Source organism: Mycobacterium lehmannii (assembly GCF_002245535.1).
In the GTDB taxonomy this organism is placed as follows: Bacteria; Actinomycetota; Actinomycetes; order Mycobacteriales; family Mycobacteriaceae; genus Mycobacterium; species Mycobacterium lehmannii.
In genome coordinates this window covers 32,977-48,068 of sequence record NZ_NKCN01000027.1, presented here as the reverse complement: position 1 = coordinate 48,068, position 15,092 = coordinate 32,977, and the positions used below count along the sequence as shown (strand labels likewise).

Here is a 15,092-nt window from a genome sequence, read left to right as displayed (position 1 = left end):
TCATGACGCATTCGATCCGGTCGGCGACAGTGCCGGTCGAGGTGCGCCGACTCGGTTCGGTCGACTACGAGAACGCCTGGCAGCTGCAACGAGCGATCGCCGACCAGCGCGTGGCGGGCGGCCCGGACACCCTGCTGCTGCTCGAGCACCCGCCGGTGTACACCGCCGGGCGGCGCACGCTCGCCGAGGAGCGGCCGAACGCCGGGACCGGCGGCACTCCCGTCATCGACACCGACCGCGGCGGAAAGATCACCTGGCACGGCCCCGGCCAACTCGTCGGCTATCCGATCATCGGCCTTGCCGAACCGCTCGACGTCGTCAACTTCGTGCGACGGCTCGAGGAGTCGTTGATCAAGGTCTGCACCGACCTCGGTGTGCCGACCGGCCGGGTGGAGGGCCGCTCCGGAGTGTGGGTCGCTGCCGATGAGAACGGCCCGGCCCGCAAGATCGGCGCCATCGGCATCCGGGTGTCGCGGGCGACCACCCTGCACGGATTCGCGCTCAACTGCGACTGTGACCTGTTGGCGTTCAACGCGATCGTGCCGTGCGGCATCGCCGACGCCGGGGTGACTTCGCTGGCAGCCGAACTGGGGCGCCGCGTCGCGGTCTCCGACGTCATCGACCGGGTGGCCGACGCCGTGTGCGATGCGCTCGACGGTCGGCTAGAGGTAGCGTTGACGTAGTGACTGTCGTTCCTTCATCCAATGTCGCCGGCCATGCGGCTCCGGAAGGCCGGCGGCTGCTGCGTCTCGAGGTCCGCAACGCCGAGACGCCGATCGAGCGCAAGCCGCCGTGGATCAAGACCCGCGCCAAGATGGGCCCGGAGTACCAGGAACTCAAGGCGCTGGTGAAGCGCGAGGGTCTGCACACGGTCTGCGAAGAGGCCGGCTGCCCCAACATCTTCGAATGCTGGGAGGACCGCGAGGCCACGTTCCTGATCGGCGGTGAGCAGTGCACCCGTCGCTGCGATTTCTGCCAGATCGACACCGGCAAGCCGGCCGAACTCGACCGCGACGAGCCCCGCCGCGTCGCCGAGAGCGTGCAGGCGATGGGATTGCGCTACTCGACCGTGACCGGTGTGGCCCGCGACGACCTGCCCGACGGTGGGGCGTGGCTGTACGCCGAGACGGTGCGTGCGATCAAGGCGCTCAACCCGAACACCGGTGTCGAGTTGCTGATCCCCGACTTCAACGGTGAGCCGAACCTGCTGCAGCAGGTGTTCGAGTCCCGTCCAGAAGTGTTGGCGCACAACGTCGAAACGGTCCCGCGGATCTTCAAGCGCATCCGGCCCGCGTTTCGCTACGAACGCAGCCTCGACGTGCTGACCGCGGCGCGCGACTTCGGGCTGGTGACGAAGTCGAACCTGATCCTCGGGATGGGCGAGACGCCCGAGGAGGTGCGGGCCGCGCTGACCGATCTGTACGACGCGGGCTGCCACATCGTCACGATCACCCAGTACCTGCGGCCCTCGGTGCGCCACCACCCGGTGGAGCGTTGGGTGCACCCCGACGAGTTCGTCGAGCATGAGCAGTTCGCGCAGCGCCTCGGCTTCGCCGGTGTGCTGGCCGGACCGCTGGTGCGCTCGTCGTATCGTGCGGGTCGGTTGTACGCCCAGGCCAAATCGGCGTCCGTATCCTGAAGCAATGGCGAAAACCCGCGATCCAAAGGCACTGAAGGCTGCGAAGGCCGAAGCCAAGGCGGCTCGTAAGGCGGCGTCCAAACAGCGCCGCAGCCAGCTGTGGCAGGCGTTCCAGATTCAGCGCAAAGAGGACAAGCGTCTGCTGCCGTACATGATCGGCGCATTTGTGCTGATCGTCGCCGCTTCGGTGGCGCTCGGCATCTTCGCGGGCGGCTTCACCACCTACATGATGATCCCGCTGGGCATTGTGCTCGGGGCGCTGGTCGCATTCATCATCTTCGGCAGGCGCGCGCAGAAGTCGGTGTACAGCAAGGCCGAGGGCCAGACGGGCGCAGCGGCCTGGGCGCTGGACAACATGCGGGGCAAATGGCGAGTGACGCCCGGTGTCGCGGCGACGGGCCACTTCGACGCGGTGCACCGGGTGATCGGCAGGCCGGGAGTCATCTTCGTCGGTGAGGGGTCGCCGTCGCGCGTGCGGCCGCTGCTGGCGCAGGAGAAGAAGCGCACGGCTCGACTGGTCGGCGACACCCCGATCTACGATGTCATCATCGGCAACGGCGAGGGTGAAGTACCGCTGGCCAAACTGGAGCGCCACCTGAACAAGCTGCCCGCCAACATCACCGTCAAGCAGTTGGACGCGCTGGAGTCGCGGCTGGCGGCGTTGGGCACCAAGGTCGGGCCCGCCGCGATGCCCAAGGGCCCGCTGCCGGCGCAGGCCAAGATGCGGGGCGTGCAGCGCACGGTGAGGCGGCGGTAGGGCGGCTTCGGCCGGACGCGCGGTATGTGCACCGCCTGCGAATGGGCAGGCTATTTCGCGAATCGACGGACCGTGTTGCGCGCGGGCGCGGTGGTCGTCGCCGCGACCGCGGCCAGCGCCTGCTCTCGGAGCGACCCGTCCGGGAGCGGCTCCGACGCCTCGGCTACCGACGGCGCGGCCGACTACGTGTTCCGCAACGGCCCGATCTACACCGTCGCAGGCCCGGCGCACTGGGCGCAGGCGGTGGCGGTGCGGGGCAACACCATCACCCACGTCGGCGACGAGGCGGGCGCGATGGCGCTCGTCGGTCCCGACACCCGGGTGGTCGATCTGCAGGGTCGGCTGCTGATGCCCGGCTTCGTCGAGGGCCACACCCACCCCTTCCTCGGCGCCTTCCTCATCTCGGGTGTCGACCTGCAGGTGCCCACGGGCGCCGACGCGCTGGCCGCGATCGAGCAGTACGCGAAACAGCACCCGACGGGACCGGTGCGTGGATTCGGTTGGCGCGTGGACATGTTCGGTCCTGACGGACCTAGTCGCGCCGACCTCGACCGCGTGCTGCCCGACCGGCCGGGCTTCTTCTTCGCCATCGACGGGCACAGCCTGTGGGCCAACAGCAAGGCGCTCGAGATCGCAGGCGTCGGCCGCGACACCCCCGATCCGATTCCGGGTTTCAGCTACTACGTACGCGACGGCAACGGCGATCCGACCGGATATGTGCTCGAGGTCAACGCCGTTCTCGGTCTCGTCGATGCGATCGAGCCGATCTCACCGCAGACCATGGGGCGGCTGCTCGAAGAATGGCTGCCGAAGGCATCCGCGGCCGGCATCACGTCGGTGTTCGACGCCGGCGTGCCACCCATCGGCTCGGACCAGGGCGCGCTGATCGGCTTGTACACCGACGTCGAGAACCGCGGTCAGCTGCCGTTCCGCGTGGTTGCCTCGTACAGCGTGCGATCGGCGCCGGTGGACGACGTCGTACAGGCGATCACCGACATCAGGGATCGGTTCTCGACCGATTTGGTGCGCGCCGACGTCGTCAAGATCGTCGGCGACGGAACCCAGGGCGGATACACCGCATGGCTCATCGAGCCTTATGCGGACAAACCCGATTCCACGGGCGGATCCCCGTTCACCGAGCAGCAGTGGCACCAGCTCATCGGTCAGATCGACGCCGCGGGTTTCGACGTGCATGTACACGCCTGCGGGGAACGCACCGCCCGCGTCACCCTCGATGCGATCGAGCGCGCCGCGGCCGCCAATCCCCCGCGCGACCGCAGGCACGCGATCGCGCACCTGGTCTACGTCGAGGACCCCGACAGCCGGCGCTTCGGCGAACTCGGAGTCGTCGCCCAGTTCTCGGCCAACTGGATGTCCGCCGATCCGGACACGCTGCAGAACATGGCTGCCCGCTACGGGCCACCACGAAAGGACCTGATGTATCGCCCCCAAGACGTGTTGAAGTCGGGCGGGCGCATCTCGTTGGGCACCGACTGGCCGGCCGCGGGCTACTTCTCGACCTACAAACCACTCGATGCGATCCAGATCGGTGTCACCCGTCAGCTGATCGGCCAACCGGATGCGCCGGTGCTGGCGCCCGCGAACCAACGGCTGACCGTCGCGGAGGCGGTGCACGCCAACACGCTGGACGCGGCCTATCAGATCCGGATGGACGACAAGGTGGGTTCACTCGAGGTCGGCAAGCTCGCCGACATGATCGTCGTGAGCGAGAACATCTTCGCGATCGACCCGCACGACATCGCCGGAGCGAACGTCACGATGACGATGATGAACGGCCAGATCCGCCACGAGGCGTGACCTTCGGAGCGGTCAGCGCCGGACCACCGCCGTGTTGCTGAAGCGGTCCTGGTAACCGCGGAAGTCCCTATCGGTGAACAGCGCGGGTATGACGAAGAACACCAGCAGCCCGCGCACCGCGGCACGGCCAACACCGACGTGCTGGCGGTGGTCGATCGAGGCGACCCGCAGCCCGAGCGCCCACTGTCCGGGGGTGAAGCCGTACAACCGCACCGAGATGATGCCGAGCACCAGCCACACCACCGCGATGGACGTCGACCCCAGTGGCGAATACAGGAAAGCGTCCTTGCTGATGAATCCGAGGTTCACGGCGAGCCCCACCAGCCCGTATGCGATGAACCAGTCGAGCATCAGCGCGCCGATTCGCCTGCCGAACCGGGCGATGGACCCCGGGCCGGTCTCCGGTAGACCGAGGCGCTTGCCGGGATAGTCGTTGGGTCCCGCGTCGCTGGTCGGATCCGGTCCCGACAGCCAGGACCCGAGTGTGCGGGCCATACACTGAAGGATATGGGACTCGAAAGAAGTCCATTGGCCGCCGGCGACTGGCCCTGATGTGATTGCGTAACTTCAGCGCAACATTCGGTTGACGACCGTGCAACATCGTGTCCTTAGCGTCAACCCGCGAGTTACTGGATAAAGGAGACAACTCAGTGGCAGAAAAGACGGCCGACGACATTCTCAAGCTCATCAAGGACGGGGAAGTCGAGTACGTCGACATCCGATTCTGCGATCTGCCCGGCGTCGTCCAGCACTTCTCGATCCCGGCTTCGGCCTTCACCCAGGACGTCTTCGAGGACGGCCTGGCCTTCGACGGCTCGTCGGTTCGCGGGTTCCAGTCGATCCACGAATCCGACATGATGCTGCTTCCGGATCCCGAGACCGCACGCATCGACCCGTTCCGCGCCGCCAAGACGCTGAACATGAACTTCTTCGTGCACGATCCGTTCACCCGCGAGGCCTACTCGCGCGATCCCCGCAACGTCGCCCGCAAGGCGGAGAACTACCTGGCCAGCACTGGCATCGCCGACACCGCGTACTTCGGCGCCGAGGCCGAGTTCTACATCTTCGACTCGGTGACCTTCGACTCGCGGATCAACGGCACCTTCTACGAGGTGGACTCGGAGTCGGGCTGGTGGAACACCGGTGAGCCGCTGGAGGCCGACGGAAGCCCCAACCGCGGCTACAAGGTCCGGCCCAAGGGCGGCTACTTCCCCGTCGCGCCCTACGACCACTACGTCGACCTGCGCGACCAGATGGCGACCAACCTGCAGAACGCGGGCTTCGTGCTCGAGCGTGGCCACCACGAGGTCGGCACCGCGGGCCAGGCCGAGATCAACTACAAGTTCAACACCATGCTGCATGCGGCCGACGATGTGCTGCTGTTCAAGTACATCATCAAGAACACCGCCTGGCAGGCCGGCAAGACGGTCACGTTCATGCCCAAGCCGCTGTTCGGTGACAACGGCTCCGGTATGCATGCGCACCAGTCGCTGTGGAAGGACGGCCAGCCGCTGTTCCACGACGAGTCCGGCTACGCGGGACTGTCCGACCTCGCCCGCCACTACATCGGCGGCATCCTGCACCACGCGCCGTCGCTGCTGGCGTTCACCAACCCGACGGTGAACTCCTACAAGCGGCTGGTTCCGGGCTACGAGGCGCCGATCAACCTGGTGTACAGCCAGCGCAACCGGTCGGCGTGTGTGCGTATCCCGATCACCGGCAACAACCCGAAGGCCAAGCGCCTCGAGTTCCGCTGCCCGGACAGCTCGGGCAACCCGTACCTGGCGTTCGCGGCGATGCTGATGGCAGGTATCGACGGGATCAAGAAGAAGATCGAGCCGCTGACGCCGGTCGACAAGGACCTCTACGAGCTGCCGCCGGAAGAGGCCGCCAACATCCCGCAGGCGCCCACCTCGCTGTCGGCGGTCATCGACAAGCTCGAAGAGGACCACGACTACCTCACCGAGGGCGGCGTGTTCACCGAGGACCTGATCGAGACCTGGATCTCCTACAAGCGGGAGAACGAGATCATGCCGATCCAGATCCGGCCGCATCCGTACGAGGTTGCGCTGTACTTCGACGTGTAACGAGTGATTTCGGCGTAGTTGGTAACAGTCAGTGTGGCCAACTACGCCTCGATCGCTGATCGCCGCCCGGTGATCGTTTGACGATGACCCAGAACCTCGACGCGAGGCCAGCTGGTTTGTCTTCTCCCGACACAGTCGGATTCTTCACTGCGCATCGCAGCGTTGATCGCCTCCGGCCAGACGGCGGTTTCCCACGTCTGGGAGTTTGCGTTCTGCTGGTGGCCGCCCTGGGTTGCTCGATGTGGTCTCATGAATGATGCCGTCGGCCCTCAATCGCATCGCGTTCAGCCCTAGGAGTTTGCGGTGAGAGTCTTGGTGACGGGTGGAGCAGGATACATTGGAGCACACGTAGTCAGGGCGCTGCAGCAGGCGGGGCATAACGTCGCCGCCCTCGACGACCTCTCCACCGGAAGTCGTAGCCGCCTCGCTTCTGACATTGCGCTGTTCGTTGGTTCTGTGCTCGATGACGGCTTCGTCGAATCGTCATTGCGTGCACATTCCGCGGAGGCCGTCGTGCACATCGCAGCAAAGAAGGCCGTGGAAGAGTCCATTGCTGATCCACTGAAGTACTACAACGAAAACGTAATCGGCATGCATAGGGTGCTGTCCGCAATGGTCGCCGCCGGAACAACGCGCATTCTGTTCTCCTCTAGCGCAGCGGTTTACGGAGTCGTTTCGGACAGCCCGGTGATCGAGACCTCGCCGACCGTTCCATCGTCGCCGTACGGTTGGACGAAATTGATGGGCGAGCAGATGATTCGCGACGTCGCGGCGGCGCATCGGATCAGCTGGTCGGCGCTGCGATATTTCAATGTGGCCGGTACCGCCGAACCGAGGATGGCCGACCGAGGCGAGAACAATTTGATTCCAAGGGTATTCAGGGCGATCACCTCGGGTGTGCGTCCCAAGGTCTACGGCAATACCTATCCGACTCCAGACGGAACGTGCATCCGCGACTACGTCCATGTCGAGGACGTTGCGGATGCGCACGTAGCCGTCATCAACCATATGGTCACCACCGACTTAGCCGACACATATAACGTCGGTACCGGTACCGGCACTAGCGTCCTCGAGGTCATGACCGCGACACGACAGGTGACAGGCATCGAATTCTCGTGCGACATCACCGCGCCGAGGCCTGGTGACCCCGCCCAAGTAGTTGCCGACCCGGGGCTGATACGTGACGAACTAGGTTGGGAATCAAGACATGATTTAGCCAGCGCCGTCGAGAGCGCTTGGCGCGCATGGTCAGATGCGGACTAGCTGAGCTTCCAAGAGGCGCTCCGCTAGCTCGCCGGCGCGCCTCACGTGCGCTTCGTCCATACCCCTCCAAACGCGACGAACAGTGGTCAGGTCAGCGCGCCGGAGGTCAGCAACCGGAAGCGGGCGAACGACAGGTCGCTGCCAATGCCCAGCCTCGGCAGGGCTAGCGGATCGCTGTCGCGGTCGGCGAAGCCCTCGACGGTCGACAGCGCCCACCGCACGCCGCGGCGGCGCAGCGCCTGCTTGGCGCGGTCGTCGAAATCCTGTACGCGGCCGTTGGGATAGGCGAAAACTCTTGGCGCGCGGCCGGTCTCCTCCTGCAGCGCATCGCAGGAGTCGTCAATCTCGCGCTGTACCTTCTCGTCCGGGCACCGCGCGAGGATCGGGTGGGTCACGGTGTGCGGGTACAGGGTGATCCGCCCGTCGGCAGCAAGCGCGCGGGCCTGCGACCAGGAGAGCATCTCAAACGGCCCGGGATCGTTGTCGGCTTGCTGCCCGAGGGTGCCGATCAGCCACTCGGTCCGCTCGATCCGCTGGTTGTCGGGCAGCGCTTTGAGCCGATTTACCGCCGCGGCGTACACCTTTCCGCGGCGGGCGGCGCTGCCGAGAGGGTGTGCGCCCAAGCCGAGGGTGGTCAGATCAACCTCGGTGTGTTCCGTGCGGGCGAACGCCAGCCACAACCGGTCGGGCCACAGCGTCTCACAGGTGCCCATCGGCCCGGTGGCCAAGAAAACTGCTGCGGGTAGCCCAAGGCTGCGCAGGATGGGCGCGGCCTGTGTGGCGAGGTTGCGGGTTCCGTCGTCGAACGTCAGCGTTGCTGCCCGGTCCGGAAGAGTCCCCGTTTCAAGCTGCTCCAGCGCCTCCTCGAGCGGAAGGACCCGATAAACCTGTCGGACGTACTCGAGTTGCCGGCGAAAGGCGGTGGCATCGAGAACATGCCAGCATGGCGGTATCAACGTTGTGGGCTCGACACCGTGATACATCAGAATCGCCAGCTGACCTCGACGGTGCCGCCGCGCGATTGCCGGCACTCCAGTAGCGCACAGCAGCCGCGCCACCGCTTCTTTTGCCAACGTCATCCCCTTCGGCCAGAGATGTCGAAATCTGCAAAACATACCAAACGCCACCTGCGCACATACGCGTGCGATAGACAGGGATTGGCGTATCCGCCATCCGGGGAGATGCAACCAGATGACCCATGAACAGAGTTCGACGCCCGATTCGGACCTGCCGATCCGCGTGATGATGGTGCTCGACTCGTTCAGCTTCGGGGGCGCAGAGAACCTGGTCGCCGAACTGGGCCGGCACGCGTCTGCTTCACTGGACATCTCGGTCGCCAGCCTGCAACCCGCTGGCCAGGGCAGTAACCATCTGCTGGACCGCCTTACCGAGTCGGGCCTGAAACCGACGTTTCTGTGTATGCGCCGGCTGCTTGACCCGGTGGGCTTCATGCGGGTCGTTCGCGCGATTCGGCAGGCGCCCGTCGACGTCGTGCACGCGCATCTTGGCTACGCCGCGATCGTCGTTCCAATAGCCGCGCGCCTGGCCGGCAAGCCGGCCGTCGCCACCCTGCACGTCAATCCTCCGCACCGGCTGCGGGGTGGTGAGTGGCTCAAGGAGCGGCTGTCCATCCGGGTGCCCGCGCGTCTGGGGCGGCTTGTCCTGATCTCCCAGCACGCCCGCGAGGAGTTCGCCCAACGACACGGCCCGGCACGCGACACCTGGCGAGTGATCCCCAACGGCGTCGACACGGCGAGCTATGCGCCGCGGCCGAGGGCCCAATCGGTCGATGCCCCGGTGTGGGCGTGCGTCGCCGCGATGCGTCCGGACAAGAACCATGTCGGTCTGGTGCGGGCCTGGGCAGCCGTGGTGGCCGCACACCCGCGCGCGACCTTGCTCATCGTCGGGGACGGCCCGAGCCGGGACGCCACAGAAGCCGCGATCGAAGAGCTCGGCCTGATCGCCAACGTGCGCATGCTGGGACGCCGCGAGGACGTGGTCGACATCCTGCACGGCGTGGACGGGGTGGTATCGGCATCCATCGACGAGGCGCTGCCCACGGCATTGATCGAAGCTGCCGCGTGCGGACTGCCAGTAGTGGCGGCCGACGCCGGCGGCACCCGCGAGATCGTGATCGATGGGGTCACCGGGCGGCTGGTGCCGATCAGCGACGACGAGGCGCTGACCGCGGCGCTACTGGACGTGATCGACCACCCGGAGCGAGCCGAGGAGTTCGGCAGGGCGGGACGCGATCTCATCGAGAACCGGTATGCGTTGTCGACATGGGTCGACAACCTGACGGACCTGTATGCCGAAGTGATTGCCGAGCGGGGGAAGCGCCGATACCCGCGGCGACGGTGCGCGGGGGTGGCGGGGATGACAAAACGCGATGGTCCGGGATGATCCTGCGCTACTTAGAGGATGACTCCCTCCGGCACGGCTGCAGCGTCAAACCCATCCGCCCGGCGGTTTGACGACAGCCAACGGCCTGACTATTCGCGCCGATAAATCTGCGCGACCCCACTCGATGTTGACGTGGTAAACAACGGCCGGGTCATCCACATTGTGCTGGTAGATGCCCCAATGGGGATATGCGAGGGGGCCGTCGTCGTTGTAGTAGCCGATTGCGGTGTCAACATCAACGATCCGTTTGCCGTCCAGCCATACATCCAGGTGACCGTCTCTACCAAGCAGGCCCGCTACCACCACATTGTGCGCGACGCCATCGGTGGGGCGACTCTTCGAATAGTGGATCACATTGCGGCTGGGGTCGTCGTCGGATCGTGTCGACACGATGAAATCGCCGTCCCGCAACTCGATGGCGAATACTGGTGAGCGACCCGCTACGGTGTCCACGGAATGCCATTGGTGAATGATGTCGTGGTAGGGACTGGGAATTTCGCCGTCGGCGTCGAACGGTAGGTGGTCGGGCCCGACCACGAAGGAGAATGAGGACCATAGGGTTTCGCCGGAATTGTATTTCTCACCTTTCGAAACGAGTTCAGATCGACGATTATTATTCGCTTCATCACCACTCCAGCCGAAATCATTATTACGCACCTCAAACCGATAGACGTCGCGGGCTGGAATGGAAAAGGCATAGTCCTTTTCCACCGCCGATACACTCATCGGCTGCGAATCAATGACCAAATTTTCCGTAGCACTACGCGGAAGCCCTGTGCCAGAATTCACACTGACCTCCGCAGGGGTCCCCATGGGAGGGTTGCTAGGCATTACAGTCGCGACAAGGGCGAGTGCGAACACCCCTATCGTAGGGGCCAGCGCCCGACCAGCGAGGATTTTTCCCCTCACCCGCTTGATGGTAGTTCCAGTCTGAGAAATTGCCCAGGCGGATTCGCGCAAGAATGGCAACGGGCGGTCACGCAATAGCTTGGCTAGGCTAAGCGCTTGACGTCTACGGTTCGGACCGCTTTCAGCGAGTACTCAGCAGCGGTACCTTGGGTGTCGATCACCAAATCCCATTCACCACTCTCCGCGGCCGCTTGATCCACGAGAAGTTGCCGTATGAACGGTGAATTGGACAACACTCCTAGGTTCTGCCCCATGAGGTTCTCTGGCGCAACGTGTGGATCAAAAATCGACAACTGATATCCGGCCGTGATCAGCATGCGGGCCAGGTCGACATTCGGGCTTTCGCGTAAGTCGTCAGTATTGTCCTTAAAGGCGATCCCGACCATCAATACACGCGATCCATGGTTCAGGTCGCGGGTCGCGTACTCGAATATAAACGACTTGTGAGCTTCATTTGACGCGGTAAGAGAGTCGATGAGATGGGTGAATCCGCCAGACATCCGGGAGATGTGCTGCAACGCCCGAACATCTTTCGGCAGGCATGACCCACCGAAGGCGCCTCCTGGTCTGAGATAGAGCGTCGAGATATTCAGCTTGGTATCCGAGATGAAGATCTTATGAATCTCGGATGCACTGATGCCCAATTGGATACACAAGCGCCCGATCTCGTTGGCAAAGACCGTCTTGACCGCGTGGAATGTATTGTCGACGAACTTCGTGATCTCGCTCTCCCGGTACTTCACATAGAAGACAGGCGCATCGATGGTTTCATTGACCCTGTCGAGCACGACACAACGACCCCCAGTCGCTGTTCCAATCACGATCTTGGGAGGGTGGAAGAAATCCTCGACAGCGGACGACTCGCGCAGGAATTCTGGGTTGTATACGAGCTCGATGCGTGAAGTCTCCTCGTCGAGCACACTGGTGATAATCGGCCGTATCAGTTCCTCGATGGTCCCCGGACGGATTGTCGACCGATACGCAACGGTGAGCTTGCTGCCCGGGTGTGCCTTCACCAGTTCGGCTAGTTGGCGCGAGACTTCGGCGATGTGGGTCATGTTGTGCGATCCGTCCGCTGCGCTCGGCGTTCCCACGCAAACGATGACGAGTTCGCACTCGGCGACTTCCGGGACGAGAGTCGTAGAGGCCGTGATCAACCCATGAGTGCGCGCGCGCGAAACCAGGTCGTCCACCCCCGGCTCGGTAATCGGTGAGCGACCGTCGAGAATCGCCTTCACCTTCGTCTCATTCGGATCTATGCCGATCACGTCATGCCCCTGGCTTGCTAGGCACGCGGCAGCAGTGGTGCCGACGTACCCAAGGCCCAAGACGGCGATCTTCACGGCTCCCCCTCACCCAGGTCGCGTCGAGGATAGCGCCGGTCGTTTCCACCAAGGTGCCGTACGAGCAGAAAGGCGGTGTACGAGTCGGGTCTTGATCGTTTGACCACAATCGAATTCGAAGCAATCATGACCACACCGGCCAATCGGGCGGGGTGACCGAGACTGTCACCTGATCGTCCAGCGGACCCAGCCTGAGAGGAGGCATCGTGGGCGACGGCCAATTGCCGAAAGTGATGGACTGCGAATCCGCACCGCAATCCCTGCGAATCGCGTTGGTCTACAGCCGCATTCCGTTCCCCATGATGCGGGGCGATCAGATGACCGTGGCGCACCTCATCAGCTTTCTTGCTCAGCGCGGTCACGCCGTCGACCTGTATACCCTGGCCGTCGACGGTCAGTTGGACGAAAAGCAGGCGCAGTGGTTGAAGCAAGCATGCCGCAAGATTCACATCTATCCTCAGCCTTGGTACGCGAAGCTGGCCGGGCTCACGCTCGGATCATTCTCTCTGTTGCCTCTCCAGGTGAGCATGTTCCGCAATCACACCCTGAAGCGTGATCTTGCCCGGGCAATCGAATCCGGCAACTACGACATCGTGTACTGCTATTACCCTCGCACGGCGCCGGCGATTCCCACCGCCGTGAAGACGATGCCCGCCACCGCGTCGTTCCTTGCGCTCCAACTGTCGCAGACGCTCAACACGAAACGGATGGCCGATAATGAGCGCAGTCTGCTGATGCGGTGGGTCTATCGCCTTGAGACCGTCGTGATGGGGCGATACGAGGCCAGAGTTTGGCAGGATTTCAATAAGGTGGTCCTCATCGGACCTGCCGACGTAACGGCGATCAAGGAGCAATGTCGCAAACACGGTCAACCGGAAATCGACAACTGGATCTACGGAGCGCACGGTACCGACACCAGCAAGTTTGTCGCCGCTCGTCCGAACGAGGTCGTGCCGGGCCGCGTGATCTTTTCCGGGTCAATGCTTTACCCGCCAAACATCCAGGCAGTCCTCTGGTTCGTCCAGAACGTGTGGCCGACAGTACGCGCTGAAGTACCTGATGCGACCTTGGTGATCCAAGGCCGTGATCCAGCACCGGCGTTGCTGAAGTTGGACGGAAGAAAAGGCATTTGGGTGACCGGCACGGTACCTGACGTGGGTGTGCTCATTCGATCGGCACAGGTCTGCGTCAACCCGATGCGCGCCGCCGGTGGCATGCAGAACAAGTTGATCGAGTACATGGCATCTGGCAAAGCCGTAGTCGCCTCGTCCGTGGCGAACGAGGGTATCCGGGCGCCCCAAGAGACGGTGGTCATCGCCGATGATCCAGATCCGTTCGCTGATGCTGTGATTCGACTATTGAGAGATCCCGAGTCAGCTGCGAGGTTGGGCACTGCAGCCCGCCAGTATGTGCTTTCCGAATGGACCTGGGAGAAGCACTTCTTGGATCTGGAACTCGCGTTCTACGCAGCGTGCGCTGAACCGCCGGACCTGCTTGACACAAGAAGCAGCAATCTATGAGCACGACATCCTAGAAGCACGCTGCACACGGTCGGCGGCGGACAGACGGACCACGAAAGGCGTCGGCACAATGTCCAAGCGACCCATCCTACTGGTGGAATTCTCGCCGTCCGGTGGGCTATTCCAGTTCGCCATGCAACTTGGAGACGCGCTCGCGGCCACGGGCGAACAGGTTGAGTTACTAACCGGTCCCGAACCCGAGCTGTCCGCGACCCAACCCGGGTGCACAGTGCGTCCGGTATTGCCGACGTGGCACCCTAAGGACGGTGCGGATGGTGCACCGACATCACGGGTGCTTCGCATCGCTCGAAGGGGTTGGCGGGCTGCGAAGTTGATGCTCGCCTGGGTGGTCCTGGGCTGGTATCTGGTCCGGATTCGACCTCGCGCGGTGCTTTGGTCGCATTGGCGATTCAGCTTCGAGCCGCTGTTCGTCATCTTGATCGCTGCCGTTCTTCGCAACGTTACGCTTGGAATAGTCGCACACGAGCCACTCCCACGTTCGGACGCGAAGAACACCAGTCGACCGAAATCCGGGAGGTTCTTCTCGTTCGCCTTCGGTGCGGCGTGGCGTCGAATGGATGTCGCCTTCACGCTGGGGCCCCAAACCAGGAATCTGGTGCTGGAGCACTGGCGTCCTCGCGGGGAGGTGGTAGTGATCCCGCACGGCGACGAGAGAGTGCTGGGCGTAGGGCCAGCCGTTGCCCGAGTTGCCGATACCGCTCCTGTCGCGTTGTTCTTCGGTACGTGGTCCACCCGCAAAGGAATCCATGTGCTTCTTGACGCTTTTGCGCTGGTGCTCAAGAGCCTGCCCGAAGCTCGTCTGATCCTCGCTGGAGCGGTCGACGCCGCAGTTGACCTCGATGCTTTGCTGGCCCGCGCCGATGAGATCGGAAACATCGACGCTCGCCCTGGTTACGTTGCGGTCGATGAAGTCTCAAGCCTCTTTTCCAGCGTGCGCCTCGTCGCGACGCCCTATCTCCAGGCTGCCCAAAGTGGTGTCGCACATCTGGCGTACACCTTCGCCCGACCGGTGGTGGCGACTGCGATCGGGGACATTCCGCAGGTGGTCAAAGACGGCCAGACGGGTCTCTTGGTGCGCCCGAATAATCGTGAGGAACTGGCCGACGCGATGCTGGTGCTTCTGCGTGACGCGCAGCGCGCGGACGACATGGGCGCTGCCGGGCAGCGGAGCGTCGCCGGAGCTTGGGAAACGGCCGCGATGCGGGTGTCCGAGGCGCTCGGCCGCTGTCGCCCATGGTTTCCGGAATCGAAATAGTGGCATCCTAGAAGCGCTGGCATGATCGCGCAGGTGACGCGGATACGGCGATCTGGTCGCAAACCTGATGCCCCATC

Annotated in this window: 13 protein-coding genes; 9 read left to right on the top strand and 4 right to left on the bottom strand. The window is 63.8% G+C overall.

Translation table 11 applies throughout. The features are described 5' to 3' along the window. The first annotated feature begins 2 nt into the window (after positions 1-2). From lipB to CEX87_RS22940, 4 genes are read left to right on the top strand one after another with little or no spacing between them, the layout of a single operon-like run. On the top strand, positions 3-683 hold the full coding sequence (gene lipB / locus CEX87_RS22955; RefSeq protein WP_094289235.1) for a lipoyl(octanoyl) transferase LipB: 681 nt from the start codon (positions 3-5) through the stop codon (positions 681-683). Then, the gene (lipA, locus tag CEX87_RS22950; protein WP_064418333.1) at positions 683-1,639 is read left to right on the top strand and encodes a lipoyl synthase; all 957 of its coding nucleotides are present in this window, start codon (positions 683-685) and stop codon (positions 1,637-1,639) included. Before lipB ends, lipA begins: the two co-directional genes overlap by 1 nt. 4 nt (positions 1,640-1,643) lie before the next feature. Continuing rightward, the gene (locus CEX87_RS22945) at positions 1,644-2,396 is read left to right on the top strand and encodes a DUF4191 domain-containing protein (RefSeq protein WP_064394038.1); all 753 of its coding nucleotides are present in this window, start codon (positions 1,644-1,646) and stop codon (positions 2,394-2,396) included. 24 nt (positions 2,397-2,420) lie between these two features. Beyond that, complete coding sequence (locus tag CEX87_RS22940) at positions 2,421-4,214, top strand: amidohydrolase (RefSeq protein WP_198957287.1); 1,794 nt, start codon at positions 2,421-2,423, stop codon at positions 4,212-4,214. A gap of 12 nt (positions 4,215-4,226) precedes the next feature. Here CEX87_RS22940 and CEX87_RS22935 read toward each other — a convergent pair whose 3' ends face one another. Beyond that, entirely contained in the window at positions 4,227-4,709 is a 483-nt protein-coding gene (locus CEX87_RS22935; protein WP_064394039.1) for an RDD family protein, read from the bottom strand. Between the two features lie 155 nt (positions 4,710-4,864). On the opposite strand from CEX87_RS22935, the gene glnA reads away from it, so the two are divergent. Next, the gene (gene glnA, locus CEX87_RS22930; RefSeq protein ID WP_064394040.1) at positions 4,865-6,301 is read left to right on the top strand and encodes a type I glutamate--ammonia ligase; all 1,437 of its coding nucleotides are present in this window, start codon (positions 4,865-4,867) and stop codon (positions 6,299-6,301) included. A gap of 303 nt (positions 6,302-6,604) precedes the next feature. Continuing rightward, positions 6,605-7,564: a UDP-glucose 4-epimerase GalE gene (gene galE / locus CEX87_RS22925; protein ID WP_064394041.1), complete on the top strand. Its 960-nt coding sequence runs from the start codon at positions 6,605-6,607 to the stop codon at positions 7,562-7,564. An 86-nt stretch (positions 7,565-7,650) separates the two neighbouring features. On the opposite strand, the gene CEX87_RS22920 is transcribed toward galE, so the two are convergent. Beyond that, positions 7,651-8,637, bottom strand: a complete 987-nt coding sequence (locus CEX87_RS22920; RefSeq protein ID WP_233151488.1) for a polysaccharide deacetylase family protein — start codon at positions 8,635-8,637, stop codon at positions 7,651-7,653. Between the two features lie 118 nt (positions 8,638-8,755). Between CEX87_RS22920 and CEX87_RS22915 the strand changes: the two genes are divergently transcribed. Next, complete coding sequence (locus tag CEX87_RS22915) at positions 8,756-9,967, top strand: glycosyltransferase (RefSeq protein WP_233151487.1); 1,212 nt, start codon at positions 8,756-8,758, stop codon at positions 9,965-9,967. 45 nt (positions 9,968-10,012) lie between these two features. Here CEX87_RS22915 and CEX87_RS22910 read toward each other — a convergent pair whose 3' ends face one another. Beyond that, entirely contained in the window at positions 10,013-10,756 is a 744-nt protein-coding gene (locus CEX87_RS22910) for a heparin lyase I family protein (protein ID WP_158220788.1), read from the bottom strand. Positions 10,757-10,959: 203 nt separating this feature from the next. Next, positions 10,960-12,219 carry a nucleotide sugar dehydrogenase gene (locus CEX87_RS22905; protein ID WP_094289231.1) on the bottom strand — a complete coding sequence of 420 codons (1,260 nt, stop codon included), beginning with the start codon at positions 12,217-12,219 and terminating at the stop codon, positions 10,960-10,962. A 206-nt stretch (positions 12,220-12,425) separates the two neighbouring features. On the opposite strand from CEX87_RS22905, the gene CEX87_RS22900 reads away from it, so the two are divergent. Both CEX87_RS22900 and CEX87_RS22895 read left to right on the top strand, forming a co-directional pair. After that, positions 12,426-13,739: a glycosyltransferase family 4 protein gene (locus CEX87_RS22900; protein WP_233151486.1), complete on the top strand. Its 1,314-nt coding sequence runs from the start codon at positions 12,426-12,428 to the stop codon at positions 13,737-13,739. Next, entirely contained in the window at positions 13,627-15,015 is a 1,389-nt protein-coding gene (locus CEX87_RS22895) for a glycosyltransferase family 4 protein (RefSeq protein WP_332888973.1), read from the top strand. Before CEX87_RS22900 ends, CEX87_RS22895 begins: the two co-directional genes overlap by 113 nt. Positions 15,016-15,092: the final 77 nt, after the last annotated feature.

Bases quoted from the DNA above. Each gene is read 5' to 3' on its own strand.
- CEX87_RS22935 (WP_064394039.1), bottom strand. From the start codon at position 4,709: ATGGCCCGCACACTCGGGTCCTGGCTGTCGGGACCGGATCCGACCAGC.
- CEX87_RS22945 (WP_064394038.1), top strand. From the start codon at position 1,644: ATGGCGAAAACCCGCGATCCAAAGGCACTGAAGGCTGCGAAGGCCGAA.
- CEX87_RS22915 (WP_233151487.1), top strand. From the start codon at position 8,756: ATGACCCATGAACAGAGTTCGACGCCCGATTCGGACCTGCCGATCCGC.
- CEX87_RS22940 (WP_198957287.1), top strand. From the start codon at position 2,421: ATGTGCACCGCCTGCGAATGGGCAGGCTATTTCGCGAATCGACGGACC.
- CEX87_RS22895 (WP_332888973.1), top strand. From the start codon at position 13,627: ATGTGCTTTCCGAATGGACCTGGGAGAAGCACTTCTTGGATCTGGAAC.
- lipB (WP_094289235.1), top strand. From the start codon at position 3: ATGACGCATTCGATCCGGTCGGCGACAGTGCCGGTCGAGGTGCGCCGA.